Below are 26105 nucleotides of genomic sequence, written 5' to 3'. Positions count from 1 at the left end.
ACTTTAATTTTTTGAGATAGTGAGCTTTTGAGATTTTCCCTCTCCTGTTTTATTTTGGTTTTGATTAGTTAGTTCGTATTTGATTGGTAATGCTAAAGACATGTAGTTCAACAATTCGCTAAGTCGGCCAATCTCAATATCAGCTCTGAATAGCTGATTATCAAGTCCTTCTTTCTTTAGTTCGACTTCTATATTGTAATAGCGTTCTATTTTGCGACAAACTTCATCCAGGTTTTCATTATTGAAAATCAAACGACCTTTCTTCCAAGCTGTATAGCTACTTGCATCTACATGGGACAGGGCCAATTCATTTTTTTCTGATTGAAATTGTAATTTCCTATTGTTACTTAGCTGTTCCTGAAACTGTTTCTCATTGCCGGCAACTTGTACCAATCCTGATAATACAACGACTTCGGAAACTGGATCATCATTGTAATTTAGAACATTGAACTGGGTTCCTAATACACGAACAGTAATGTCATCCAATTCTACAGTGAATTCGTTCTTCGGATCACGTTTGACATCGAAAAAAGCCTCTCCATTAACGCTAACATTCCGAGCTTGATTAAAGTCCAGATTGTAAGCAATGGATGATCCACCGGCAAGCCAGCCACTGGAGCCATCCGGTAAGGTGAACTTTGTTCGTGTTCCTTCCGGGCAATGCAATTCAACAAGGTTACTCGTATTTTTAGTGCGTATGCCGGCTTGGTAGTTGAGCGTGAAAATCAAAATCAAGGGTAAAAGCAAAGATGCTGCAACCGCTGATATGCTTAGGAGTAACTTCCTTTGCTTTTGATTTTTTTCAAATAGAATATCGTATTTGACTTTATACAGGACATGTTTTAAGTCAGCCGATGGAATGCTGTCATCTGATAAAATATGATGCCATTGGTTTTGTTGAAAATCTTCTGTCTCCCGCTCCTTCTTTTGTCTTCCAAGGTAATCGATAACAGAGGATACGGAAGAGAAAGAGCGTTTCCCTTCAAATATATTTTCAAAATCTTTTTTCTTCGAAGTTGTCATTTTGATATCCTTTTTGTCAAGCTGATATACTCTAAAGACAAGTTCAAAAAAAATGGTACTATGTTTCGAAGAATTTTTTTAGCGATAAAATAAAACCAGGAATAGGGAATTGGATAATCCGCTTTCTTGGGCAGCCTTCTTAAGAAAAGCAACAGCCGATGTAATTTGGTTTTTTACAGTTGCTTCTGAAATATTGAGATAGTTGGCAATCTCAGAGATGTCAAGCCCTTCTTTTCGACTTAGAAGAAATATTTCCTTTCGTTTTGGCGGTAACTGGTCAATCAGTTGGTCTACTTTTTTGATGACAGATTCGTAATCCAGCTCATTCGCATCCGATTCTTTTTCAAAAAGGTAATTTTGAGCAATCAATTGCTTATGCTTTTCCTGAACCAGCTTTTTGTTGAAATAGTTCCGAATGTTGTTTAAGGCAATTTGATAGAGGTAAGATTTAAATGCTTTTTCCGATCGAATTTCCTTTTTGTGCTTCCAAAGGTTCAGAAAAACATCTTGTACAATCTCTTCGGCTTCCTCTTTTAAATCGAGGTATTTATTAACAAAGTTGAATAACTTACTGGCATACAGTGTAAATAACGCGTCAAAAGCAGCCGAATCTCCGTTTTTTAATTTTTGGATTAATTCTAATTCGTTATTTGCTTGATTGTCAGGCAACTTGGTTTATTTTAAACTTAAAAATGCTCTTTGAGTGCCTAAATATAAAGCATCCTAGCGTAAGTAGGAAAATTGTTGGCCAGTTTATCTAACTATTCTTTGTGTTTAGTTCTGATAATTTTATCTGCTAACTTCGCTTTGGTTTTTAGTAAATCTTTTTATTGAAAAAAGAATCCTATTTATAGGTCTATTTGGAACGCATTGAAGCGCAAAAACAGGTAGACAGAATCATGATAATATTCTTTTTAGAAGTGAGCCTCTCAAATAAATTCTGGAAATTTGTTGGGATAACGATAACCTGTAGGTAGATTTGTTATTGAAATTTTTGAAGAGAACTTATTCTGAACTTCAATTTTAAACTACAACTATTTACGACTGACTAACGATGGAATTACACAAAAATCTAAGCCTTGCTTTAAGTGGTGCAGCTTTGCTTTCGCTGTTTTCTTTTGCAGGATGTAATACAGCTAAAGAACGGGCTCAGGCTCCGCAAAACTCGACTCCCAATATCCTAATAATTAATATCGATGATATGGGCTGGCGCGATGTCGGCTTTATGGGCTCGGAGTATTACGAAACGCCAAACCTGGATCAGCTGGCCGGACAAGGAATTGTTTTCACCAATGCCTATGCGGCGGCAGCTAACTGTGCTCCAAGCCGTGCTTGCCTGATAAGCGGACAATGGACTCCCCGACATGGAATTTATACCGTTGGTAGCTCAGAACGAGGTAAGAGTAAAGACCGAAAGTTGATTCCCACGCCAAACACGGAATACCTGGATGACGAATTTCTGCTGATCCCTGAAGTTCTGAAAAAGGCAGGCTACACGACCTGTCATGCCGGAAAGTGGCATTTATCCGACGATCCTTTGGAGAAGGGATTTGATGTCAATATTGGTGGTAGTCATGCCGGAAATCCGGGGAGTTACTACCCACCCTATAGAAATGTTCCATCGCTTAAAGCTCCGTCTGAGGATTATTACCTGACCGACCTGGTGATGGATAAAACCCTTGATTTTTTGCGTACAGTTGAAGAGGAACCTTTTTTCCTTTATTATTCGCCTTATGCAGTTCACACCCCGATTCAACCGGTGACGGATTTGCTGGAGAAATATGAGAATAAAACGGCTTCAAATGGGCAGGGCAATGCAGCATATGCCACCATGGTTGAAAATCTGGACAGGCAAGTTGGGCGATTGATTGACTTGTTGGAAAGCTCAGGCAAGTTGGAGCATACTTTTATTCTTTTTACTTCGGACAATGGTGGCCTTTACCCAATTTCAAAACAATGGCCGCTTCGGGCGGGTAAAGGAGCTTATTACGAGGGTGGGATTCGCGAGCCCATGTTTGCGGTTTGGTCAGGGAAAATTCAAGCCGGAAGACAATCGGATCTTCCTGTAACGAATCTCGATTTCTTTCCCACCATTTTAGAGGTGGCCGGAGTCGAAAAACCGGAAACCCTGAATCTGGATGGTGAAAGTCTTTTGCCGGTATTAATCGGTGAAGGGACTATACCGGACCGGGCACTTTTTTGGCATTTCCCGGTTTATTTGGAGGGGGGTAATCAGGAAACCCAGGATCCGATCTTCCGAACCCGGCCAGGTTCAGCAATCCGATTGGGAGACTGGAAACTTATTGAGTATTTTGAAAACGATGATTTGGAGCTTTATCATTTGAAGGATGATATAGGTGAGGAAAATAACCTGGCTATCGCAAACCCTGACAAGCGTGATGAATTACACCAGCTCTTAATTGACTGGCGGGTAAAAATACAAGCGCCAGTACCTTCAACACCCAATGCGGATTACCAGGAGTAAAAAGAATTGTTCTAATCGATCTTTGGCAGTTCTTTTTTTGAAAATTGCACATTTGATTTATTCGTTATTTTTGCGTCCACTATGACTCTGCTAAACGATAAAACACGATTCTTAAAAATCAGAGAAGGGGATGAAACGGCCTTTAATGAGGCGTTTGAGTCCTATTATTCTCGATTGTGTTTTTTTGCTGATAACATCATTCATGACTACGATCAATCCAGTTCGATTGTGCAACAGGTGTTTGTCGATCTTTGGCTGAAGCGGGAACGTTTGGATGTAGTGTATTCGTTGAAAGGGTTTTTGTTTCGATCGGTTAAAAATCAAGCCTTGGATTGGTTAAGGCATCGTAAAGTAGAGTCGGAATATTTGCAGGAACAAAGCTTTAAGCAGGAAGAAGCGGTCTTTTTGGATCAATTGGAGCTTGCCGAGCTAAATGACAAAATCAATACCGCTATTCAGGAACTTCCGGAACGGTGCCGGGAAATTTTTGTTTTGTGTCGTTTTGATGGTCTGAAATATGCTGAAATAGCTTCGCGCCTTGAAATTTCAGTGAAAACAGTAGAAACACAAGTAAGCATTGCCTTAAAAAAAATCAAAGCCAAAGTTTCAGATTCACAGTATCTTAATCTTTTGGCTTTTGTTTTTTTGAAAAAAAACTGATTTTCTTTTCAGGGGATTTGCTTTCGAATACGTCTCAGGGTAAAGTGTTCATTTAATCAAGCAATATTCTCAACGAATGGATGATCAGCACATCGAATTTTTGATTACCCGAAAGCTTAGTGGTGAGGCTACACCTAAAGAACTGGCTCAGTTTGAAGCGTGGGTTTGTTCCAGCGAACAAAACCAAAAAAGTTTTGAGCAAATTCGTCGTATCTGGCAAAACAGCAAGCGACCGATCAGTAGCGACGATGTCCAGCGGGCCTTATCAAGCGTTAAAGCAACAATTCATAAAAAAGAAGAGTACATCCCGAAGAAACGCCTGATGCGACGATGGATGCAAGCCGCTGCAGTTATTGCAATGCCTTTACTATTGGCACTTGGCTGGTATTTGGGAAACCAATCAATTGGTTCTGAAAAACTCTACAGCGAATTGATTGCTCCTGAAGGGCAGGTGGCAGAAAGTATTCTGGCCGACGGAACACATGTTTGGTTGAATGCCGGCTCTTCATTGCGTTATGATCCTTCGTTTCAGGGAGACCAGCGAAATGTTGAACTGATTGGTGAAGGATATTTCAAGGTGAGTAAAAACCCTAAGAAACCATTCGTCGTTAAAACCAGTAAGCTTCAGGTAAAAGTGTTAGGAACCTCATTCAATGTGAGGGCTTATCCGGATGAAAATCACACCGAAGCAGTACTGGAAGAAGGTGTCATTGAAATGTACTTGACGGATTATCCCAATCAGGCCCCCGTGAAAATAAAACCGGGGGAGCAAGCAATTTATAATCCAGAGCAAAAGAATATTCAGATTCAGGAAGCAGATACCTATTTGCACACGGCCTGGCGCGACCGAAAGTTTGTGTTTAAAGATGCTGAACTGAAAACCATTATCTATCATTTAGAGCGATTTTATAAGGTGCGGTTTCACCTGAAAGACGAGGCAATGGGAGAGACACGCTTTCGCGGAACTTTTGAGTATGACCAAAATATTTTGAATGCTCTGGAAGCTATAGAGCAAACAACATCCATTCACTTCCGGGTGGAAGGACGCGACATTTGGATGGAATAACCAGTAATTTACCTATAACTAATTCTTCAAAATTTCATGAGATGGAAAGAACTGACTAACGCTTAGAACATTAAAAAAACAACAGGATTAGCGCCAACTAATCCTGCTGTAAAAAACGAAAATCATTTTTTAACGATTAACAATCAAATTTATGAAAAAAATTCCATGTTCGAGCGGTGGTGGTATGCCTGCGCTCAAAAAACTGAGATTAATTATGAGGCTAAACTTATTTCTATTGCTCATATCGGTTTTTCCAGTGGCTGCCGGAGTGAATGCTCAAAATGCCAAACTCAATCTCAAAATGACTAAGGCTACGATTGCTGAGGTTTTTGATGCCATTGAGCAGAAATCGGATGTCTATTTCTTTTACAATAAAGAAGAAGTGGATGATACGCAATTGGTAGATGTCGAGTTTAAGAATAAAACACTCGAAGAAGTTTTAGACTATTTTGAGAAAAATTTGTCTATCAGTTCTCAGTTTGTTGGTAAAAATGTCATTATAAAATCACAAACAAGTGAATTCTCGGTACAGCAGAAACGCAGGATCACCGGAAAAGTGACGGACGCTAGTGGTCAACCACTGCCCGGGGTGACGGTACTCATCAAAGGAACAACAGACGGAACCATTACGGACTTTGATGGAAATTATGCAATTGCTGGTGTTCCAGCAGAAGGGGTTTTAGTTTTTTCTTTTGTGGGGATGAGAACGGAAGAAATTCTGGTTGCGAAGAATACGCTAATCAATGTAACCATGAAAGAGGATGCCATTGGCATTGAAGAGGTTATTGCCATTGGTTATGGTACTGCAAAAAAACAAGATTTAACCGGTGCTGTAGCAACCGTCGCCGGTGAAGTAATATCAGAAAGGAAACAAGCATTGAGAACATCCCAGGCACTGCAAGGCGCAATTCCAGGCTTGATGGTAACCAGGTCAGGTGGTGCAGCTGATGCTAGCACAACAATTAGAGTGCGTGGTATTACAACAATTGGCGACAGTAATCCACTCATTATTGTCGATGGAATTCCAGGTACACTGGATTGGGTAAACCCGAATGATATCGAAAGTATTTCAGTACTGAAAGATGCCGCATCAGCATCAATCTATGGCTCAAGAGCTGCTGCTGGAGTTATATTGGTAACAACTAAACGCGCAAAAAAAGGGCAATTGAGTTTAGACTATAGTTATGAATATGGAATTGACAAACCAACTCGAAAACAGAAGATGGTTGATGCAACGAGCTATTTGAAGATGACTAATGAGCAGACATGGAATGACAATTTCAATCAAGGCACCGAGTTCCCTCTTTATTCACAAGAATTGGTTGAAAATTATAACGCATTACATGCAGAAAATCCGGATAGATACCCTGATTTAGATTGGATCGGGTTATATCTGAAAGATTTTGCCCCGAGACAGAGCCATAAAATGAACATGGTTGCAGGCAGTGAAAAGATTAAATCTAATGTATCAGTAAGTTATGACAATGCCGAAGCCTTATATGAAGGAAGAAATTATGAGCGATTCATGTTTCGCGCAAATAATGACATAACATTAAATAAATACTTGAAAGCAAACATTGATTTTAACGGTATTTATTCTATAAATGAAAATCCGGGTTATAATTATAGTTTTTCGCAAGATGATAGAAATGCGCCAATTTATGCTGCTTTTTGGTCTGATGGAAGAGTAGCCCCGGGTTTATCAGGCCATAACGTTGTTGCTCGTTCGCAATTAGGTGGTTTTTCGAAGACAAAAGGTAGTTCCATCAGTGGAAAATTAGCTATTGATTTTACGCCATTTTATGGACTAACTTTTACCGGGGTGTTTTCTCCTCAGTTTTATAATAGTAAGTCAAAACAATTTAGCAAACAAATAGGCTACACCAATTTTGATGACCCGGTAAATATAGCAGGTTATATAAATGGTGCAACAAGTACTAACCTAACGGAATATAGGAATGATAACATTAGTACGATTTTACAATTTTTGGGAAATTATGTAAAATCTCTAGGAAAGCATAACTTGAACTTAATGAGCGGATTGGAAGAATACTCTATAGTCAATGAATCGCTTGGGGCAACCCGCAAAAATTTTCAATTAACTTCATTTCCATACATAAATCTGGGTAATGAAAATTATCAGTACACCAGTGGGAGCGCTTCAGAATATGCTTATCGTTCGTTTTTTGGACGTATAATGTATAATTTCAATAATCGTTATTTTCTTCAGGCTAATGCTCGCTATGATGGTTCTTCAAGATTTGCAAGAGACCATCGCTGGGGCCTATTCCCATCCTTTTCCGCTGGTTGGGTGGTGTCAGAAGAAGCGTTCATGAAAGGTTTTGACTGGCTGTCTTTTCTAAAACTCCGCGCATCATGGGGGACATTGGGGAATGAACGTATTGGCAGTTACTACCCCTATCAGTCAACCATAGGTTATAATACAGCATTAGCTTACTCTGGCAGTAGTGTTGTTGCAGCTCAAACTGCCGCTGTAACTCAATATGCGATTGAAGATATATCCTGGGAGACAACCGAATCTTACGATGTTGGTATAGACGGCTACTTTTTAGACAATAAACTAAAATTTAGCGGCGACTATTATAAAAAGATCACAAAAGATATGTTGCTTAATCTTGAAATTCCCAACTACATAGGGTTAGCTAATCCTAGCCAAAATACAGGTAAAATGAATACAAAAGGCTGGGAAATTGAAATTAGCTGGAGAGATAAAATTGGAGAAGTAAATTATTCAGTTTCCTTCAATCTATCCGATTTCAAATCTGTAATGGGAGACTTGGGAGGAACCGAATTTTTGGGAAATCAAGTAAAATTTGAAGGTAGTGAATTTAACGAATGGTATGGCTACAAAACAGATGGGCTATTTCAAACCGATGAAGAAATAGCTGGTTCTGCAACAATTAACTCAAACATAAAACCCGGAGACATCAAGTATCTTGACTTAAGTGGGCCAGATGGAGTCCCCGACGGAAAGATTTCGTCTGAATATGACCGATCTTTGTTGGGAGGTTCACTACCTCGATACTTATATGGTGGCAATATTAATATCAATTATAAAAGCTTTGATTTTGGTGTTGTTATCCAGGGGGTAGGAAAACAAAATTCAATGATCCAATCCAATTGGGTTAGAGGCTACAGAGGGTTTCCTGAGATGATTGTTAATAAATATTGGAGTCAATATAATACTCCGGAACAAAATGCAAAGGCGCAATATCCAAAATTAAACGACTATACTATTTTCACCGCGAATAATTATAACTCAGCTTCCGATTTCTGGCTATTTAACGGAGCATATCTTCGCCTTAAAAATATAAACATGGCTTACAATCTACCTAAAGCAGTTGTGGAAAAATGCGGTATTCAAAATGCAAGGATATATGCGAGTATTTCTGATTTGTTCTCGGTTGATAATTATCCAAAAGATTGGGATCCTGAAGCATCCGGATATTGGATTACATCATCTTTTGTGTTTGGTTTTTCTTTAAAATTTTAATTGTGAATTATTATGAAACGAATAGCTATATTACTTATAATAATTATCTCGTACTCTTGCAATGACTTGAATTTAAGCCCACTGTCGGAGGGGTCCAGCGAAAATTGGTATTCTACTCCAGAAGAAATAGAAATGGCTGTGACCGAGTTATTCAATATCGACTATTGGGATGCGGAACTTACCAGGATATCTTCGGGCAACGCAGGATATTCTCTTGAATGGACAGACAGGTTTACCGATGATTGGACTGCTAGAACAACAACAAGTGCTGTTGATGGAGGAACGCTAACCAGCCAAACCAATTTTGTTAATTGGACATGGAACAATGCCTATAAATGTATAGCAGCAGCTAATAGAATATTACTGAATCTGGATAAAGCATCTTCCAACATTACAGAAGGTAAATTGAATGAATTTGCAGCCAATGCAAAATTTGCAAGAGCTGGGCAATATTCAAAATTAATCTTTCACTATGGTGATGTTCCGTATTATACAAATTTGCTAACGATTGAGGAGGCTTTTTCGCTGGGACAGACTTCTAAGGAAACCATTCTGGATTCAATTTATGCGGATTATGATTATGCAATTAAATATCTTCCCGAAGTATATGGAAGCAATGAATATCAATTTGCAACCAAAGGTGCTGCACTCGCAATGAAAGCACGGATTGCTTTGTATACAGGAGATTACAGAACAGCTATGGAGACAGCAAAATTGTGTATTGATTTAGAGATTTATAGTCTGCACCCAAATTATAGAGAGTTGTTTCTATCTTCTACTAAGAATTCAGCTGAAACAATATTTGGAAACCCAAGATCAACAGAGTTGGGAGTAATGATTCCCAAGGGAGGCAGAAGTAAAGAACCACTCTCCCGGTTAGCAGGAGGTTTTGCCAACGGAGGTCCATCATGGGATTTGCTATGTGCTTATCTGTGCACAGATGGATTGCCCGTAGATGAATCTCCCTTATTTGATCCACATAAACCATTTAGAAACCGAGATCCGCGTTGTACTGCATCCATTGTAGAGTTTGGTACAGAATGGCTGGGATATATTTATCAGCCGCATCCCGATTCGTTAACAACCTTAAAAACCAGTACTGGTGAATATGTAAGCAATGCTGATAACAGAGCAATTCTAATGTATAGTTCTTTCAATGGTTTAGTTTGGAAGAAAAAGATTGATCAGGACTGGCTTGACCTGGAAACTGATCCGGATAATATAGTAATACGGTATGCAGATGTCCTGTTAATGTATGCTGAGGCTAAAATAGAGTTGGGAGATATTGATCAGTCAGTGTTGGATGCAATTAATAAAGTAAGAGCCCGTGCTTATGGTGTACATTTTGCCGAAACAAACTTATATCCAGCAATAACTACCACAAATCAAGCTGAGCTAAGAAAGTTCCTGAGGATAGAAAGACGTATGGAGTTTGCATTCGAAGGGAGAAGGTATTCAGACTTAATTCGCTGGAGGTTAGCAGAAAAAGCACTAACAAAGAACAGATATGGTCTTCTTGATCCTGATGATTTAAGAGAAAACCTTGTGAATACAGGTGGGTGGTTTTTTCCTGAAACGCCTGAAATTGACGAAGACGGGCTGCCTGATTTTACCTCCATGTATGATAAAGGATTGATTAAACTATTGGCGGTTCTATCTTTTGATGCATCAAAGCAATACCTATGGCCAATTCCTTCATCTGAAATTGAAATTAACAAAAATCTGACACAGAATCCGGGCTATTAACCAGCCTTGAATGCGTTATTTAGACCTAATGGGGCTGTACTAAAAGTGAAACATACTTACTAATTACTTACAAGGCAAAACGCGAAAGCGGAACGCTGATGAGCTTGATTATCACAGATAAAGACAGCAAAAATCAGTGAAAGCTGAGTTGTCTGCGTTCTATTGATTTAGATTGTAAGTTTTGGTATCATCTCATTTACTTTTGGACAGTCTCATTAGTCTTGACCGATAATTACCAATGATATAAAATCTTTTTTCTAAAGGCTTTAACGCATTGTAATTCTAATTAATGACTACTTAATATTTTATCTGGACTACAGTTCAAACCTGGTAAATAAAATTTTATCACTCGTATTTAATGGTCTGTTCTACAGCCATTAATAGAAAACACTAAAATAGTCCTTAAAAACTTATGTAAAATTGATTCATGGATAGAAGAAATTTTATCAAGGCAACAGCCTTGAGTAACGCAGGAATTATTATCACTCCTACAATACTTTCTGGTACGCAATCAGAAAGCTACAATAGAAAAGCCGAGAAAATAAAAATTGGACAAATTGGTATCTGTCATGAACATGCTTCAAAAATTAATTCACTGAGGAAGTTGTCTGATTTATTTGAGATTGTCGGGATAGTAGATGATCGAAGTTCTTCTGCAGCTCGATTTTCAGGAAACAGTCTCAAACCATACGAGGGGCTAAAATGGATGACAGAAGAGGAATTACTCAATACTCCCGGTCTTCAGGCTGTTACAGTTGAGACCTCTAATTCCGACCTTGTTGCTACAGCAATTCGTTGTGCTGACCACAATTTGGCCATACACATGGATAAACCCGGGGGAGAAGATCTTGATTTGTTTCATAAATTATTGCAAGGTTGTAAAGAACAAAACCTTCCTTTCCAGATGGGATACATGTTTCGCACCAACCCTGCCTTCCTGTTTTGCCAAAAAGCAGTGCGTAAAAACTGGCTCGGAGATATTTTTGAGATCCAGGCAGATATGTGCCACGACTATGGAGGTAGTTCCTATCAGCAATTTCTAAGCAATTTTGAGGGAGGAATAATGCTCAATCTTGGCTGTCACCACATCGATTTTATCGTTTCAATGTTAGGAAGGCCAGAAAAAGTTACCTCGTTTTTGAAGTCAACAAAAGGCGCAGCAAATGGCGCCAAAAATAATTGTACGGCGATTATTGAGTACACCAACACCATTGTTTCTGTTTCTGCATGTGATCTCAAACCTGATGGTATCAAACAGCGTCGCTTAAAAATATGCGGAAACAAAGGAACAGTTGAACTGAGTCCTTTAGAGCGTTTCGATGAGAAACCATTACAAATACAGTTAACGCTGCGCGACGGAAATGAAGAATACTCCAAAGGAACCCATATTGTAGACTTAGGCGTACAGACAGATCGTTATCAAGACCAATTTTTGGAGTTGGCCAAAATCATCAGGGGGGAAATCGACAATCCTTATAGTTACGAACACGATTACCTTACACAAGAAGTTTTAATGGCTGCATCGGGAAATATAAAATGGCATAAAAAAAGAAAATTTTAAAAATTATCAATATGAAAAGAAGAAAGTTTTTTGTGTTAGCAAGTTCGTGTGCTGCGGGTTTAGCATTAGCATCCTCTTGCAAAGGCTCAAAAAGTGAAAGCGAGTTTACAGAAAATTCAGAGACCTCTAATCTATCATTGGGAAAAGAACCGTCATACCGAAAAACAATTAAGACATCATTTAGTAGCGGGACTCCGAAAAGTGCAAGCGATTCGATAGTTGTTGCTCTGATTGGAGCTGGTTTATGGGGGTCAATATTAATCAAGCAGGCATCAGAAACAGGAGAAAATATCCTTGTAAAATACATTTGCGATGTTGACGACACCAAAGGAGGGCATGCGATTTCTGAGCTGGAGAAGAAACAAGGTTTTAAACCCATCCGGGTTCGGGATATGCGTAAGGTATTTGACGACAAAGAAGTTGATGCGGTATTTATTGCAACACCAGAACATTGGCACGCCTTGGCCACAATTTGGGCTTGCCAGGCTGGAAAAGATGTTTATGTCGAGAAATGCATATCCCACAATATTACTGAAGGCCAGAAAATGATTGAAGCTACTATGAAATACGAAAGAGTAGTGCAATGTGGAACATTTAACAGGAGTACTCCTGAAGCCCTTACAGCCAGAGATTATATCAAAAGCGGAGAACTAGGCGATTTGGTTGCCGTCCATGTTAAAAGCATGTTGCCGGGCCCAATTCCTTTTACAAAGAAAGATGAAACAGTTGCACCAAACACTATCGACTGGGATTTGTGGCTGGGGCCGGCTCCTAAGGCACCATATAGCGTTTCAAGGAATAAATCATGGCACTATTACTGGGATTACGGTAGCGGGAATGCCATGGGCAATGAAGCAATCCATCAGTTGGACCTAGCTAGGCTAGTATTAGATAATCCAGGATTACCATCTTCGGTATACTGCACAGGTGGAAGATACTTTTTTAATGACGATAGAGATGTTCCGGACTATCAATTGGCCTACTTTGATTGTGACAATTATGTAATGACACTTCAAGCAGGAGACTGTGTTTCTTACCTTGGAAAATCTGGCCCCGAAATTCGGTATGGGAATGAATTTCCTAATTGGAGCCACAACGGGACCCACGTGGAAATAATAGGAACAAAGCGAATGATGTACGTTGGACGCATGGGGGGCGGTTGGCAGGTTTTTGATAAAGGAGGTGAAGTTGTTGCTGGACAAACCTCTTATTATCCCTTGAAGGCGCATTTGTTGAATTTTCTTGATTGCGTCAGAACCAGAAAACAACCCAACAGTAATATTGTAGAAGGCCATAATAGTTCCATTTTGATACACCTTGCCAATCTATCCTACCGGACAGGATCTAAACAACTACGCTTTTCTCCTCAAAGCGAGACAATATTGAATGACAGTAAGGCACAAGAAATGATTAGCTGTCACTACCGTAAAGGTTTCGAAATTCCAACAGAGGTTTAATTCACTTATTAACAATCAAATGAAATTAAATAAAAACAAGGTTATAATTGTACTAACCACGGGACTGTTAATCATCGGCTGCTTGGTTTTATACGCTTATGCACGCACCTGGGGAAAGACTGATTTAGAATTCAAAATACATATTAATGAACAATTGGTTAGGCAGTCAGTATTCGGAGAATCGCCAACATTTGCCATATGGATTGAGAATGTAGAATCTAAAGAGCTAAAAACAATTTTTGTGACCCAAAGGGCCGGTGAAGAAGACTGGGAAGGGAAAGTCGAAGTTCCATCAGCATTGCCCAGGTGGGATGAAATAACTAAAACAGAACAACAACCAATCGAAGAGGTATCAGATGTAGACGCAGTTTCAGGGGCAACGCCTGCTCCAGGCTATTTTATAACAAAAGTCAGAGTTGCTCCCGGAAGCAAATGGAATTGTTGGATAGAGATGAATCTGGCAGGGGACTATAATGATAGTTATCCCGAGTATGATGAAACAAAGAGAATAACAGATGAGTCAGGCAATGGGCAACCAGCACTGCTTTACAAAGCATATATTGAGGCAGATTTGGGTAAATCAGTTACCCCCAAAGTTATAGGAATAAGTACTTTAACAAAGGAGGGGAATAGTATCCAACCGCCGAAAGGAATAACAACGGCACTGGAGGTTTTTGATGATATATCAATCGCAGTTGTAAGACCTAATCCAAGAATTTTGTAGTCGCTTCATTCAGAAGCAAATCAAGCAAACAATAGTTATGTGCAATACAATGAAGCATTATCAAAAACCTGATAAAGCCCGAAATAAAAAAGGCATTTTAAGAATTGGGTTAAGTTATCTCTGGTATTTGATAAAAAAGAAAAACGCCCTACTGAGAATTTTTCTTTTAATAGTTTTTAATGGCTATACCTGTTACGGCAATAGTCCAGAAAAGCTACATAATGAATTTAAATTTTCCGGGTTTATAAAATATGACATTTTTTCTGATACCCGTCAAACCGTAAATGCTCGGGAAGGGTTGGTCGTTTTGTATCCTGAAAATATCTTTCTCGATAAAAACAGCAACGACATCAACGCCAGAAATAGCTTGAATATGCTTTCCATCCATTGTAGGCTAAGGTGCAATATTGCTGGGCCTACGTTGTTAAATGTTCGAACAAGTGGCTTAGTCGAGGCAGATTTTTACGGAAATGAGAACAAAAATTTTAGTGATTTAAATGGCTTTCGGCTGTTTAATGCATATGTGAAATTTGACTGGGGGAAGACCAATTTATTGGCAGGACAATATTGGCACCCCATGTCAATCCCTGGTTTTTTCCCTGCCACAGTGGCGTTTAGTGCAGGAGCGCCATTTCACCCTATGTCCCGTAATCCGCAAATAAGACTTTTACAATCCTGGGGCAAATTAAATTTTATTGGAAGTTTGCTCTCTCAAAGAGATTTTTCCGGGACAGGACCTGATGGCCCGAGTTCAAAATACTTAAGAAACTCTGGGCTTCCCAATATCCATTTCCAAGTGCAATACGGGTCAAATTGCTCTTGTGTAAAAGCAGGCACTGGAATTGACTTCAAAAAAATAGTTCCGGAATTGTCTACTGAAAATGATGCTGAAGAAATTTTCTCAACGAATACATCGTTGAGTAGCATTTCATATACAGGCTTTGTGTTTGCACGAACAAAACACTTAACTATTACAACACAAGTAGTATACGGCCAAAATACTTATGACTTGCTTATGCTAGGGGGGTATGTAGTAAAAGAAGTTATCAGTAAGGAAACAGCTGAAAAGAACTTTATGAATCTAAACACAGCATCAGTTTGGACAGATATCCAAACCAACGAAGGGAAGTTCATTGCCGGAATATTTGGCGGTTTTAGCAAGAATATGGGGGCTAGAGATTTTGTTGAAGGCCCTTTCTATTCAAGAGGTTCTAATATCGACACGGTGTATCGTCTGGCCCCCCGGATACTTTATAATAATCTCCCGGTAACTATTTCAATGGAAGGAGAATTGACTACGGCGGGGTATGGAATAGTAAATGGAGATAAGAGGGGGGGGGCAACCAGTGCTAAATCAGTCCTAAATCTTAGAACATTGTTGTCATTGAAATATATTTTTTGAAAGTCTTGATTTTTAGGGTATTTATCTATTTTGGGATGATGTGTATATATCCAGAGAAGAGTTTTCGGCTCATAAAGGCAACATGAACGCAAGAACTGTTGCGTAAGATTTTACGCTTAAGGGTAAAGTAACTTTTTTCTCCCTAATTTTTCCTGCCTTTTTCTTGTGGAAAGCAGGCTTTCCAATACATTTTGTTATTCGGCCTTTACCGATACATGTATATCTCCCTCCTTCTCAAATTTTATTCGTTTTTTTATAGCTTTAAGCCTTTGAAATTATGCTGTCGGAAAGAGAGTCATTGACTAAACAATTCTCTTCCAGGGACAGCAACCTGATAAAACGCTACTCATGAATACACTAAGAAAAAAGATTCCGGGGCTGGTTTCAGCTTCTATGGCAAGTTTAATGCTTGCACCTTCCTGCACTCCGGGAAGTCAATCCGAAACTAGTTCGCGAAAAACGCCCAATATCGTTATTATCTATGCGGATGATTTGGGTTATGGTGATGTCAGTTGTTATGGTGCAACAGAACTAAAAACGCCCAATATTGATAAGCTGGCAGGCGAGGGGGTAAGGTTTACGCAGGGCTACTGTACTTCGGCTACCTGCACGCCCAGTCGGTATGGTATGTTAACCGGGCAATATCCGTGGCGCAATAAGCGCGCTCAGGTACTCCCTGGCGATGCGCCGTTGTTAATTGAGCCGGGCAGTGTAACCCTTCCATCGATGCTGAAAGAGGCCGGATACCGGACGGGGATTGTCGGTAAATGGCATTTGGGATTAGGCGAGGGAAGCATTAACTGGAATGAAGAAGTTAAGCCCGGGCCACGGCAAGTGGGGTTCGACTACGACTTCATCATGGCTGCAACCAATGACCGTGTTCCAACGGTTTTTCTGGAAAGAGGCCATGTGGTTGGCTTGGATCAAAATGATCTGATTGAAGTTAATTACAGGGAGAATTTTGAGGGGGAACCATCGGTCCCCGAAAATCCGGAGTTGATCAAAATGAAATCAAGTCATGGACATGATAATTCGATTGTGAATGGTATTGGTCGGATTGGTTTTATGAAGGGCGGCGAAAGTGCCCGATGGATTGATGAGAACATGGCAGATACTTTTCTGGTGCGTGCTCAAAAATTTGTTGAGTTAAATAAAGACGAACCTTTCTTCCTCTATTATGCCTTGCATCAGCCTCATGCTCCCCGTGTTCCTCATCCTCGGTTTGCTGGAAAGTCAGGACTCGGACCAAGAGGAGATGTCATTGTTGAAGCAGATTGGTGCATTGGAGAGTTTATGAAGACCCTGAAAGAAAATGGGCTTGACGAAAACACGATTGTCATATTTTCGAGCGATAATGGGCCGGTTGCCGATGACGGTTATCACGATGAATCCGAAACCTTAATGGGAAATCACACGCCTGCTGGACCTTTACGCAGCGGAAAATACAGTTTGTATGATGGTGGTACGCGTGTTCCATTTATCGTGCGCTGGCCAGGACAGGTAAAACCAGGGGTTTCTGATGCCATGGTTTGCCAAATGGATTTCCTGGCATCTTTTGCTTCGTTATTGGGGATTCAAATTGAAACAAAAGATAGCGAAAATATCCTTCCTGCTTTGTTAGGAAAGACGGAGAAAGGACGTGAAGACCTGGTTGTTCAGGGAATGAGGACCACGGCATACCGTAATGGCGACTGGTCGTTAATTCTTCCACAAAAAGGGCCCAAAATGGTGCCATGGGGAGTGAAAAATGAAACAGGTTTCGACACCGACGTGCAGCTTTACAATCTGGCCAGCGATATTGGTCAAAAGGTTAATGTTGCCGAAGAAGAGGTGGAAAAAGTAAAGGAACTTACCACTAAGTATCAAGAGATCTTGGACGATGAGCTATAGTTAAGTTTTAGGAAAGGTCATTTTCCAAGCTTTTTCGCCTGCCTGTAGCGCTGGGAGCAGGCTTTCCAATTCATTTACAAGCAAGATGAATTAAAACATCCCAATGTCAACAACAAAAGCGCCCAAAGCCCGATTCCCATAGGCTTTGGGCGCTTTTTGCTTTAAGGGTAGAGCCATTCTCTTCCATAAGATAGTCATCATCTTCTACCAGAGAATGCCTCGCTGACGGGGTAGCGTCATCATCTTGTGCCCGATAGCCTCCATCGGGCGGGGTAGAATCATCATCTTCCATAAGATAGCCATTATCTTCTACCAGAGAATGCCTCGCTGACGGGGTAGCGTCATCATCTTATACCAGATAGCCTCCATCGGATGGGGTAGGATCATTCGCTGATGGAAGATGACTTTCCTCTTCTTATGCTGAAAACAGAGGGTTTAGTTGGGAGCAACGGGGCAAAAAAAATTCCGCCTCAGTTTGGAAGCGGAACTTTTAACGATTGCAAAATTACTTTTTGCGTAGCTGGCGCAATTGATGCACCAAACTGTTGTCCTTCCCCAGTAAACCTTCAATCAGGTTTATGAAAGCCGATGCCTCGTCGTAAGCAACTTTAAGCGTAGCATTCGCATGTTTGGTGGCATCAAGCGCAATGGCCTGGGCTTTTTGTTGTTCTCCCTCGGCTTCGTCGGCTGTTTGCAGTTTTGTTTTCAGCTCGGCAGAGCGCGCGGTCGGATCGTACCCCGCATCGGTAAGCATGCTGGCATTTTGATCGACCATGACAATGACCTGCGAAACAAAATCACGACTTTCTTTTTCATTAAGTGTTGCCATAATGATTAATTTAGGCGGTTAGAGTAACGAAGAATTTCGTTGTTAACTGTGGGCCGCCCGAAGTTTCGAAGGCCGAGGGGCGGCCTCTTTATCAACCGGTCTTATGAAAGGCGGAGTACATACCAATGCCTTGGTATGTGAACAGAGCTGATTAAAAATTGAAACGATAAACGAGGCTAATCGTGCCGTTATTTTTAACTAATCCACAAATTATGAATATTATTCATAATGGGCAAACTGTTTTGGAGCATTCAAAACTGAAAATGGAGTCTTGACACGGCACGGGATTAAGGGGCTACACACATCTGGCAGTCTGAAATCTGAAAATCGAATGAGCTATTTTAATGATTTTGGCTAGCTTTAGAGGATCTAAATAGACACTTAATTACTACTAAAACTATGGATTTTAAAACGCTCATTGGTCTGTCAGGCCTGTCTTGCCTTTGCTTTTCACATTCAACAGCACAGGAAAATACCTTGCAGCAACCTCCCAATTTCATTCTGATTGTAGCTGACGATTTGGGCTACGGTGATTTGGGCTTTACCGGAAGTACGCAGATTAAAACGCCCAACATCGATCGGTTGGCAGCCCATGGAGCTGTCTTTTCGCAGGGCTATGTTTCATCGCCGGTTTGCAGCCCTTCGCGGGCAGGAATATTAACCGGGAGAAACCAGGTCTCATTTGGACACGACAATAATATTGGAGGTAATCAGCCCGGTTTTGATGAGGCGTTTTTGGGCTTGCCTTTGAGCGAAAAGACCATTGCCGATCGCTTACATTCCCTGGGGTATATCAATGGTCTGGTGGGGAAATGGCACCTCGGCGGTCAGCCTCATTTCCACCCCTTAAAACGAGGCTTCGACGAATTTTGGGGCTATACCGGCGGCGGTCATGACTACTTCACTTCAGAACCGGATGGAAAAGGTTATAAAAGCCCGATTGAATGTAATTATAAAGAACCATCAGCAATTACCTACATTACGGACGACAAGGGGGCCGAATGTGTTGATTTTATCGGGCGTCATAAGGACGAGCCTTTTTTTCTGTTTGCTTCGTTTAATGCACCTCATACGCCCATGCAGGCTACCAAAGCAGATTTGGAATTATATCAGCACATTGAAAATCAAAAGCGACGAACCTATTGCGCCATGGTGCATCGCCTGGATGTAAACGTGGGACGAATTATGGATGCTGTTGAGTCAAACGGAATAGCCGATAATACCTTGATTGTTTTTATCAGCGATAATGGAGGGCCTACGAATTCCAATGCTTCAATCAATGCCCCATTTAACGGGCAAAAAGGAATCTTACTGGAAGGCGGTATCCGAACCCCGTTTATTATGAACTGGAAGAACACTATTCCTGCAGGGACTGTGTCAGCAGATCCTGTTATTTCGCTGGATTTAGCTCCTACTTTTTTTGAATTGGCAGGCGGCAAAACTACGGAGGAAGACCAATTTGATGGCGTTAATCTTTTGCCCTACATCAAAGGAGAGATTGATGGGAAGCCGCATGATTCTTTTAACTGGCGGTTTACCATTAGTGCTGTTATTCGGGAAGGAGACTGGAAGCTGATTCGACTGCCTGATCGTTTTCCTGTCTTGTATAATTTGAAAGAGGATTTATCCGAACAACATGATCTTGCGCTTGAAAATATCGAATTGACAAAGGCATTGCTAAAGAAACTGGGGACTTGGGATGTTGCTCAACCGCATCCGGTATTTCTGGAAGGAGCTGAGTGGCGAGCGAATCAACTAAACTTGTACGATAGAACCTACCAGTTAAGTCAACCAGAATGAGATGTCATTGGGATATTAATTCCGCTTAACGATAGTATATGCGAGCGTGAGCAAGTCTATATCTTAAAAAGAAGTAAAGATTCTAGATGTTAGATATTAGACGCTAGAACGTGGACTCTAGTAATTCGCCCCCCTGGAAATTGTCAATGAAAAAAACGATCTGATTAATCTTTCAGTTTTTTTCTAATTTTATCAGTTCAAAAGTTCCATGACAATAGTTTTTTGTCGCACCAGAAGCCCGATAATGAAAGGAAGGAGCAGGCTAAGACTGAAAACTATTGATGGATATCTAAAAACCTAAAGTCTAGTGTCTAACAGCTAGTCTCTTATTTGAAAAAAGATGGAAATTTCGCCGGATAAACTTCAAAAACTAGCAACCCGAATTCGTGGTGGTGAGATCAAAGCTTTTGATGAACTCTACGAGCTCTACAGCCAGCGGTTGTATGGCTTTGCATTTTCAATGCTGAAAAACAAGGAGGATTCGAAAGAAATTGTGCAAGAGACTTTCTTGAAAATTTGGAGTCGACGAGCTGAGATAGATACTTCGCATTCATTAAAATCATTTCTGTTTACAATTTCCCATAACCTAATTATTGACCTTTTTCGCAAAAGGGTAAAAGAAACAGAATTTCAGTCTTATCTGAAATATTATTTTAGCCTGAACAGCTCTGAATCAGCAATCATGGTGGAGTTTCAGGAGTTGAATGAGGAAGTTCAGCGCTTAATTGCCGAATTGCCTGAAAAACGTCAACAGATTTATAAGATGAGCCGGGAGGATGGGCTAAGCCACAAGGAAATAGCATCAAAGTTGGGGTTAAGCACGAAAACGGTTGAAAACCAAATCAATTTGACCTTAAGGCATCTTCGTGCTCATATTGATTCCAATAGTCTATTGGTGTTACTTTTTATGGCTTTGTTCAGTTGATAGTCAGTTTTCGGTTTTCAAATACTATCGTCATCACGAGTGAAGGGAAGTGATCTGTCAATGGAGGGGTTTAGTTTTCAAGATTGCAATTGTCCGAAAATCTAATGTCTAATAGCTATTGTCTTCTTGTCTTGGCTCTTGAGGCCTAATGTCAGGAATTTTCAAAAAAATAATAATTTCTTTTGGGGGGTAGACCACGTTTTTGCGTAATGCTTTTGACCGGGCTTAGAATGAAGATCTAAAGTAACAACAGCATGCCGAAAACGAGTTGGATAAAAGCATCAAACAAGAAGAAGTATTTTGAAGAACCATGCATCGAAAAAAAAGGTTTGTCACAGATGATCACAAATAATTTCAATCAATGAAGAAAAAAGATGAAATAACAACTTTAATTCAGAAGTATCTGGAAGACAACTGCAGCACGGAAGAACTGGACGAGCTCATTCATCTTTTAAATAAAGATGGGGATCATCAACAAGTTGAAGGCGCGCTTTATGCGTATTGGAAAAATAAATCGTCCTATAAAAATGAACTGGAAAAAGAAGAGCTGGATGAGATGTTAGCGCTTATCCATCAGCAGTTGATTACGGCAAAACCTCGCTCTAAAGCACCCATTCTAAGAAGCCTGAAAAATTATTTTGTGCGGGCTGCAGCCATTTTATTTATTCCCTTATTGCTTGGAACACTTTGGCTGACTGTGGATAAACTAAAAAGTAAGCAGCCAGCAACCATGGTTGAACTGGCAACGCCTTTCGGATCAAAGATTAGAACAACTTTACCCGATGGAACCGAAGTGTGGCAAAATGCAGGAACCATATTGCGGTACCCAAGCTATTTCTCCGGAAAAAATCGCGAAGTGGAGTTGATTGGAGAAGCCTACTTTCATGTTGTGTCAGACAAAAGCAATCCGTTTTATGTGAAAACAAAAGCCGGAAAAGTGAAAGTAACCGGAACGCGATTTAACCTATCTGCCTATGAAGAGGATGCTTATTCGTCGTTAGTCCTGGAGGAAGGAGAAGTCCATTTCCTTACTGAAAAAGGGCAGGAGATTAGGTTGCTTCCAACCGAAAAGCTTGTTTATACGAAGCAAACGGGAGAGTTGGTCAAACAAAAAGTGGATGTGGAGAAATACACTGCCTGGACTGAAGGAAAACTGATTTTTAGAAATGATCCTTTGGCCGATGTGGTTCAACGGCTGGAGCGCTGGTTTCATGCAGATATTGAGTTGGTGGATCCCGATGGTAGCCTGGCAAATCACACGTTTACACTTACCATTGAACATGAAACCTTACCTCAGGTGCTGGATTATATCACGCAAGCTGCTGATTTGAATCTGGAGAGTAAGCGAATAAAATCCACAGATGATAAATCAATACATAATGCACAATATCGAATATCAAAACATAAAAACTAGGAGCCTATGTAAATACGGAAAGGAATTAAAAAAACTAAAAAGGAGGATGCTGGAACATCCCCCTTGCAATTAGTTAATTAGACAATCTTCTGGAAAAAATTGTAAAATTCTAACGATCACAAAATTATGAAAAAAAATCGAAACCGGTTTGGCTTGGTTCTGCCTATTTGTCAAGTCCGGAAAATTACACGGATTATGAAACTATTCGTATTATTAATGACTATTTTAATTAGCCAGACTTTTGCTATTAGTAGCTATTCGCAAGATAAGCTGCTCTCATTAAGACTGACTAATTCCACGGTAAAAGATGCTTTAATCGAAATTGAAAAAAGCAGTGAGTTTTATTTTTTGTACAGCAACCTTCTTGTTGATGTTGACCGACAGATTAATGTCGATTTGAATAACAAGAAAATAGAGGAGGTGTTGGCCGATATTTTTCAGGGAACAGAAACGATTTTTGTCATTAACGACCGACAAATCATTCTCAAACCTGATTCGAAAGATGCTGATTGGCTGGGAATGCAACAGAAGCGAACTGTAGCAGGTAAGGTGGTGGATGAAAATGGTCAACCCCTTCCCGGAGTAACCGTGTTGGTGAAAGGAACCACTCAGGGAACAGTTACCGATTTTGACGGAAACTACACGATTGATGATATCCCCTCCACAGGCGTATTGATTTTTTCTTTTGTAGGAATGCAGGCGCAGGAAATTGTTGTTGGGAATCAAATGACTGTTAATGTGACGATGGCAGAAGATGCGATTGGAATTGAGGAGGTTGTAGCAATTGGGTATGGAACGGTAAAAGCAGTAAATGTTACGGGGGCGGTCGCTCAGGTTGGAGAAGAAGAACTAAAAGACCGGCCGGTATCAAATATTGGACAGATTCTTCAGGGAAAAGTGGCTAACCTGAATGTTGCGACAACTGATGGTGCGCCAGGTGCAGGACCTAGCTATAACATTCGGGGAACGACAAGTATTAATGGAGGAGGTCCACTCTTTGTTGTTGATGGAATTCCAGTTGACAACATAACGGACTTGAACCCATCGGACATCAAAACCTTTACCGTGTTGAAAGATGCGGCATCTGCAGCTATTTATGGAGCAAGGGCTGCCTATGGGGTGATTATGGTTACAACGAAGCAAGGAGATAAAAACGAAAAGATTTCGATTACCTACAATAATTCTTTTGGTTTTAGTAATCCTACACATACGCCTAACCAAGTTAATTCTCTTGATTTTGCTGAATCTTATAATATTGCTTCAGCGAATTCGGGACAATCACCAATGTTTACCGAGGAACATATTCAACGAATCAAAAACTATATCGCTGATCCGGAGAATTATCCGTCCAATGTCCCTGATCCGAATAAAGCCAATCATTGGTCATATGCCAATTTAGATAATGACAATGTTGACTGGTGGAGAGCTTTCTTTAAAAACAACCGATCGAACCAAAAGCACAATGTTGGCATTAGTGGTGGCGGAGAGAATGTTACCTATTACATTGGAGGCGGTTATTATACTGAAGGAGGTTTTCTGCGCTATGCCAACGAAGATTTTGATCGATACAACCTGACCTCCAATATTCATACAGAACCGACAGATTGGATGCGGGTGGATTTGAGAACCCGTTATTACAAAACCTACTTGGATAAGCCATCTGATGGCTATAACGGTGATATCGGAAATTGGGCGCACCTGGCAACTACTCGATTTCCCAACTGGTCGCTCTATGATCCGAATGGACATTTAGCTGCAACAGCACATTTGGGAAAGCAAACTGCAGGAAGAACCAATCACAATAATGACGAATTTAGTCTTAGTGGTATTTTAGAGTTAGAGCCAATAAAAGATTGGAAAATCAATTTCGATTACACCTACCGAAATCATATTTACCGTGAATCTACGCACGCAATGCCTCATGTTTGGGAGTATACGATTGATGAGCAACCTATTTATACCAGCCACTTGGATGCTTACTCAACGCAGTTCGCGACAACCGAGTACAATTCGTTTAACTTCTATACTTCTTATACGAAGGAATTAGGAGGACACTCTTTTTATGTGCTTTTGGGGCAGCAGGTTGAGGAGAATAATTATAAAAGGTTATATGGACTGAAGAGGGATCTAATTTCTCATGATATCCCTTCTATTGCGGTTGGTGTTGGCGATACCGACTTGGCAGAGAACCTTTCACAGTGGGCAACCATGGGCACGTTTGCCCGCTTAAAATACAATTTTAAGGAGAAATATTTGATTGAGTTTAATGCCAGGTACGATGGTACCTCGAAATTTCCCGAGGGAGACCGCTTTGGCTTGTTCCCTTCAGTTTCGGTAGCCTATAATATGGCGAAAGAAAATTATTGGAATTTAGAATTTGTAGATTCCTTCAAGTTAAGGTCATCTTATGGTTCGTTAGGGAACCAGAATGTCGCAAATTACTTATACCTGAGTACGATTGGAATTGGAACAAAGTACCCCTATATCATTGATGGAAAGCTCCCGAATTACCTAGGAACTCCAGGTTTGGTTAGTGAGAGTTTAACATGGGAAGTGGCTACCACCTTTGATGTTGGCTTTGATGCCGCATTGTTGGGGAATCGTTTAACAGCTTCTTTCGATTGGTACCGAAGGGTAACAACAGATATGATTGGACCCGCAGAAGCTTTACCTTCTGTGTTGGGGACATCCGTTCCGACCAAAAATAATGCAGACCTTGAAACAAAAGGGTTTGAACTGACCTTAGGCTGGAAAGATCGTATTGGAAAAGAGTTCGATTACAGTTTGTCTTTCGTCCTTTCCGACTACAAATCAAAAGTGCTGAAATACAATAATCCAACTAAATTGCTTTCGACTTACTACGAAGGAATGGAAATTGGAGAGATTTGGGGAATGGAGACTGTTGGAATTATTCAGACAGAAGAAGAGCTAGCCAATATGCCTGATCAATCTTTGTTTTGGGGAAACTGGTCTCTGGGAGATATTCAATATCGCGACTTAGATGGTAATGGAACTGTTGATTGGGGAGAAAGCTCGGGGGATAATCCGAGAACGCTGGATAACCCGGGAGACAGAAAGGTTATCGGAAACTCTACCCCTCGGTTTAATTTTGGACTTAATGGAACAGCAAGCTGGAAAGGCTTTGATGCTAGAATCTTTTTACAAGGCACAGCAAAACGTGACCTTTGGGTAGGTAATCATGGAAATGGAGGTGTATTATTCTGGGGGTTTACCGGAGGTTTTGGATCGAATTTGTACGAGCCTCAGCTTGATTTCTGGACACCTGATAATACCGATGCCTACTATCCGAAGCCATACAACAGTCGGGAGATCCATAAAAACCAGTATCCGCAGACGAAGTATTTACAGAATGGGGCGTATTTGAGACTTAAGAATATTCAGCTGGGGTATACTTTACCTCGCAGTATTATGAATGATATCGGTTTTATTAGCAAAATTCGAGTTTTTGTAACTGGCGAAAACCTCTTTACCATATCTTCTTTACCCGAAATGTATGATCCCGAATTAACTCACGGATGGTGGGGAGCTGGTAAAGTGTATCCAATAACCAAAACGTATGCTTTAGGTGTAAATGTTAACTTTTAATAA

At 40.4% G+C, this 26105-nt stretch carries 17 protein-coding genes; 14 read left to right on the top strand and 3 right to left on the bottom strand.

Features of this window, described 5'->3' with window-relative positions; all coding sequences use genetic code 11:
- Positions 1 to 3: 3 nt before the first annotated feature.
- Entirely contained in the window at positions 4 to 1023 is a 1020-nt protein-coding gene (locus tag ACRD6K_RS16595) for a FecR family protein (protein WP_430974184.1), read from the bottom strand.
- A 78-nt stretch (positions 1024 to 1101) separates the two neighbouring features.
- Positions 1102 to 1692: an RNA polymerase sigma factor gene (locus tag ACRD6K_RS16590; RefSeq protein ID WP_430974183.1), complete on the bottom strand. Its 591-nt coding sequence runs from the start codon at positions 1690 to 1692 to the stop codon at positions 1102 to 1104.
- Between the two features lie 385 nt (positions 1693 to 2077).
- On the opposite strand from ACRD6K_RS16590, the gene ACRD6K_RS16585 reads away from it, so the two are divergent.
- The 10 genes from ACRD6K_RS16585 to ACRD6K_RS16540 all read left to right on the top strand — a co-directional run bounded on the left by ACRD6K_RS16585 (position 2078) and on the right by ACRD6K_RS16540 (position 17528).
- Positions 2078 to 3508, top strand: a complete 1431-nt coding sequence (locus ACRD6K_RS16585; protein WP_430974182.1) for a sulfatase — start codon at positions 2078 to 2080, stop codon at positions 3506 to 3508.
- A gap of 81 nt (positions 3509 to 3589) precedes the next feature.
- Positions 3590 to 4168 (top strand): RNA polymerase sigma-70 factor, encoded by a 579-nt coding sequence (locus ACRD6K_RS16580; protein WP_430974181.1) that lies wholly within the window; start codon positions 3590 to 3592, stop codon positions 4166 to 4168.
- Positions 4169 to 4244: 76 nt separating this feature from the next.
- Positions 4245 to 5234, top strand: a complete 990-nt coding sequence (locus ACRD6K_RS16575; RefSeq protein WP_430974180.1) for a FecR family protein — start codon at positions 4245 to 4247, stop codon at positions 5232 to 5234.
- Between the two features lie 151 nt (positions 5235 to 5385).
- A complete protein-coding gene (locus ACRD6K_RS16570; protein WP_430974179.1) occupies positions 5386 to 8748 on the top strand; it encodes a TonB-dependent receptor in 3363 nt (1120 codons plus the stop codon).
- A gap of 12 nt (positions 8749 to 8760) precedes the next feature.
- A complete protein-coding gene (locus ACRD6K_RS16565; protein WP_430974178.1) occupies positions 8761 to 10494 on the top strand; it encodes a RagB/SusD family nutrient uptake outer membrane protein in 1734 nt (577 codons plus the stop codon).
- 427 nt (positions 10495 to 10921) lie between these two features.
- Positions 10922 to 12055 carry a Gfo/Idh/MocA family protein gene (locus ACRD6K_RS16560; protein ID WP_430974177.1) on the top strand — a complete coding sequence of 378 codons (1134 nt, stop codon included), beginning with the start codon at positions 10922 to 10924 and terminating at the stop codon, positions 12053 to 12055.
- A gap of 11 nt (positions 12056 to 12066) precedes the next feature.
- Positions 12067 to 13512 (top strand): Gfo/Idh/MocA family protein, encoded by a 1446-nt coding sequence (locus ACRD6K_RS16555; protein WP_430974176.1) that lies wholly within the window; start codon positions 12067 to 12069, stop codon positions 13510 to 13512.
- 19 nt (positions 13513 to 13531) lie between these two features.
- Entirely contained in the window at positions 13532 to 14236 is a 705-nt protein-coding gene (locus ACRD6K_RS16550) for a T9SS type B sorting domain-containing protein (protein ID WP_430974175.1), read from the top strand.
- 49 nt (positions 14237 to 14285) lie between these two features.
- Entirely contained in the window at positions 14286 to 15638 is a 1353-nt protein-coding gene (locus ACRD6K_RS16545; protein WP_430974174.1) for a hypothetical protein, read from the top strand.
- A 348-nt stretch (positions 15639 to 15986) separates the two neighbouring features.
- Positions 15987 to 17528: a sulfatase family protein gene (locus tag ACRD6K_RS16540; protein ID WP_430974173.1), complete on the top strand. Its 1542-nt coding sequence runs from the start codon at positions 15987 to 15989 to the stop codon at positions 17526 to 17528.
- Positions 17529 to 18033: 505 nt separating this feature from the next.
- Here ACRD6K_RS16540 and ACRD6K_RS16535 read toward each other — a convergent pair.
- Positions 18034 to 18357, bottom strand: a complete 324-nt coding sequence (locus ACRD6K_RS16535; RefSeq protein WP_430974172.1) for a hypothetical protein — start codon at positions 18355 to 18357, stop codon at positions 18034 to 18036.
- 399 nt (positions 18358 to 18756) lie between these two features.
- Here ACRD6K_RS16535 and ACRD6K_RS16530 point away from each other — a divergent pair, with 399 nt between their 5' ends.
- From ACRD6K_RS16530 to ACRD6K_RS16515, 4 genes are all read left to right on the top strand, one after another.
- Positions 18757 to 20157, top strand: coding sequence for a sulfatase (locus tag ACRD6K_RS16530; protein ID WP_430974171.1), 1401 nt, complete (start codon positions 18757 to 18759; stop codon positions 20155 to 20157).
- Positions 20158 to 20497: 340 nt separating this feature from the next.
- Positions 20498 to 21082 carry an RNA polymerase sigma factor gene (locus ACRD6K_RS16525; protein WP_430974170.1) on the top strand — a complete coding sequence of 195 codons (585 nt, stop codon included), beginning with the start codon at positions 20498 to 20500 and terminating at the stop codon, positions 21080 to 21082.
- A 361-nt stretch (positions 21083 to 21443) separates the two neighbouring features.
- Positions 21444 to 22496: a FecR family protein gene (locus ACRD6K_RS16520; protein WP_299583069.1), complete on the top strand. Its 1053-nt coding sequence runs from the start codon at positions 21444 to 21446 to the stop codon at positions 22494 to 22496.
- A 195-nt stretch (positions 22497 to 22691) separates the two neighbouring features.
- Entirely contained in the window at positions 22692 to 26102 is a 3411-nt protein-coding gene (locus tag ACRD6K_RS16515) for a TonB-dependent receptor (protein ID WP_430974169.1), read from the top strand.
- Positions 26103 to 26105: the final 3 nt, after the last annotated feature.

It is taken from the genome of Sunxiuqinia rutila, assembly GCF_050589705.1.
GTDB lineage: Bacteria > Bacteroidota > Bacteroidia > Bacteroidales > Prolixibacteraceae > Sunxiuqinia > Sunxiuqinia rutila.
This window is presented reverse-complemented; position numbering and strand designations above follow the sequence as displayed.

What these genes read in the sequence shown, in the direction of transcription:
- ACRD6K_RS16515 (WP_430974169.1), top strand. Translation starts at nt 22,692, where the DNA reads ATGAAACTATTCGTATTATTAATGACTATTTTAATTAGCCAGACTTTT.
- ACRD6K_RS16575 (WP_430974180.1), top strand. Translation starts at nt 4,245, where the DNA reads ATGGATGATCAGCACATCGAATTTTTGATTACCCGAAAGCTTAGTGGT.
- ACRD6K_RS16595 (WP_430974184.1), bottom strand. Translation starts at nt 1,023, where the DNA reads ATGACAACTTCGAAGAAAAAAGATTTTGAAAATATATTTGAAGGGAAA.
- ACRD6K_RS16555 (WP_430974176.1), top strand. Translation starts at nt 12,067, where the DNA reads ATGAAAAGAAGAAAGTTTTTTGTGTTAGCAAGTTCGTGTGCTGCGGGT.
- ACRD6K_RS16585 (WP_430974182.1), top strand. Translation starts at nt 2,078, where the DNA reads ATGGAATTACACAAAAATCTAAGCCTTGCTTTAAGTGGTGCAGCTTTG.
- ACRD6K_RS16540 (WP_430974173.1), top strand. Translation starts at nt 15,987, where the DNA reads ATGAATACACTAAGAAAAAAGATTCCGGGGCTGGTTTCAGCTTCTATG.
- ACRD6K_RS16520 (WP_299583069.1), top strand. Translation starts at nt 21,444, where the DNA reads ATGAAGAAAAAAGATGAAATAACAACTTTAATTCAGAAGTATCTGGAA.
- ACRD6K_RS16580 (WP_430974181.1), top strand. Translation starts at nt 3,590, where the DNA reads ATGACTCTGCTAAACGATAAAACACGATTCTTAAAAATCAGAGAAGGG.
- ACRD6K_RS16535 (WP_430974172.1), bottom strand. Translation starts at nt 18,357, where the DNA reads ATGGCAACACTTAATGAAAAAGAAAGTCGTGATTTTGTTTCGCAGGTC.
- ACRD6K_RS16550 (WP_430974175.1), top strand. Translation starts at nt 13,532, where the DNA reads ATGAAATTAAATAAAAACAAGGTTATAATTGTACTAACCACGGGACTG.
- ACRD6K_RS16545 (WP_430974174.1), top strand. Translation starts at nt 14,286, where the DNA reads ATGAAGCATTATCAAAAACCTGATAAAGCCCGAAATAAAAAAGGCATT.
- ACRD6K_RS16530 (WP_430974171.1), top strand. Translation starts at nt 18,757, where the DNA reads ATGGATTTTAAAACGCTCATTGGTCTGTCAGGCCTGTCTTGCCTTTGC.
- ACRD6K_RS16560 (WP_430974177.1), top strand. Translation starts at nt 10,922, where the DNA reads ATGGATAGAAGAAATTTTATCAAGGCAACAGCCTTGAGTAACGCAGGA.
- ACRD6K_RS16525 (WP_430974170.1), top strand. Translation starts at nt 20,498, where the DNA reads ATGGAAATTTCGCCGGATAAACTTCAAAAACTAGCAACCCGAATTCGT.
- ACRD6K_RS16570 (WP_430974179.1), top strand. Translation starts at nt 5,386, where the DNA reads ATGAAAAAAATTCCATGTTCGAGCGGTGGTGGTATGCCTGCGCTCAAA.
- ACRD6K_RS16565 (WP_430974178.1), top strand. Translation starts at nt 8,761, where the DNA reads ATGAAACGAATAGCTATATTACTTATAATAATTATCTCGTACTCTTGC.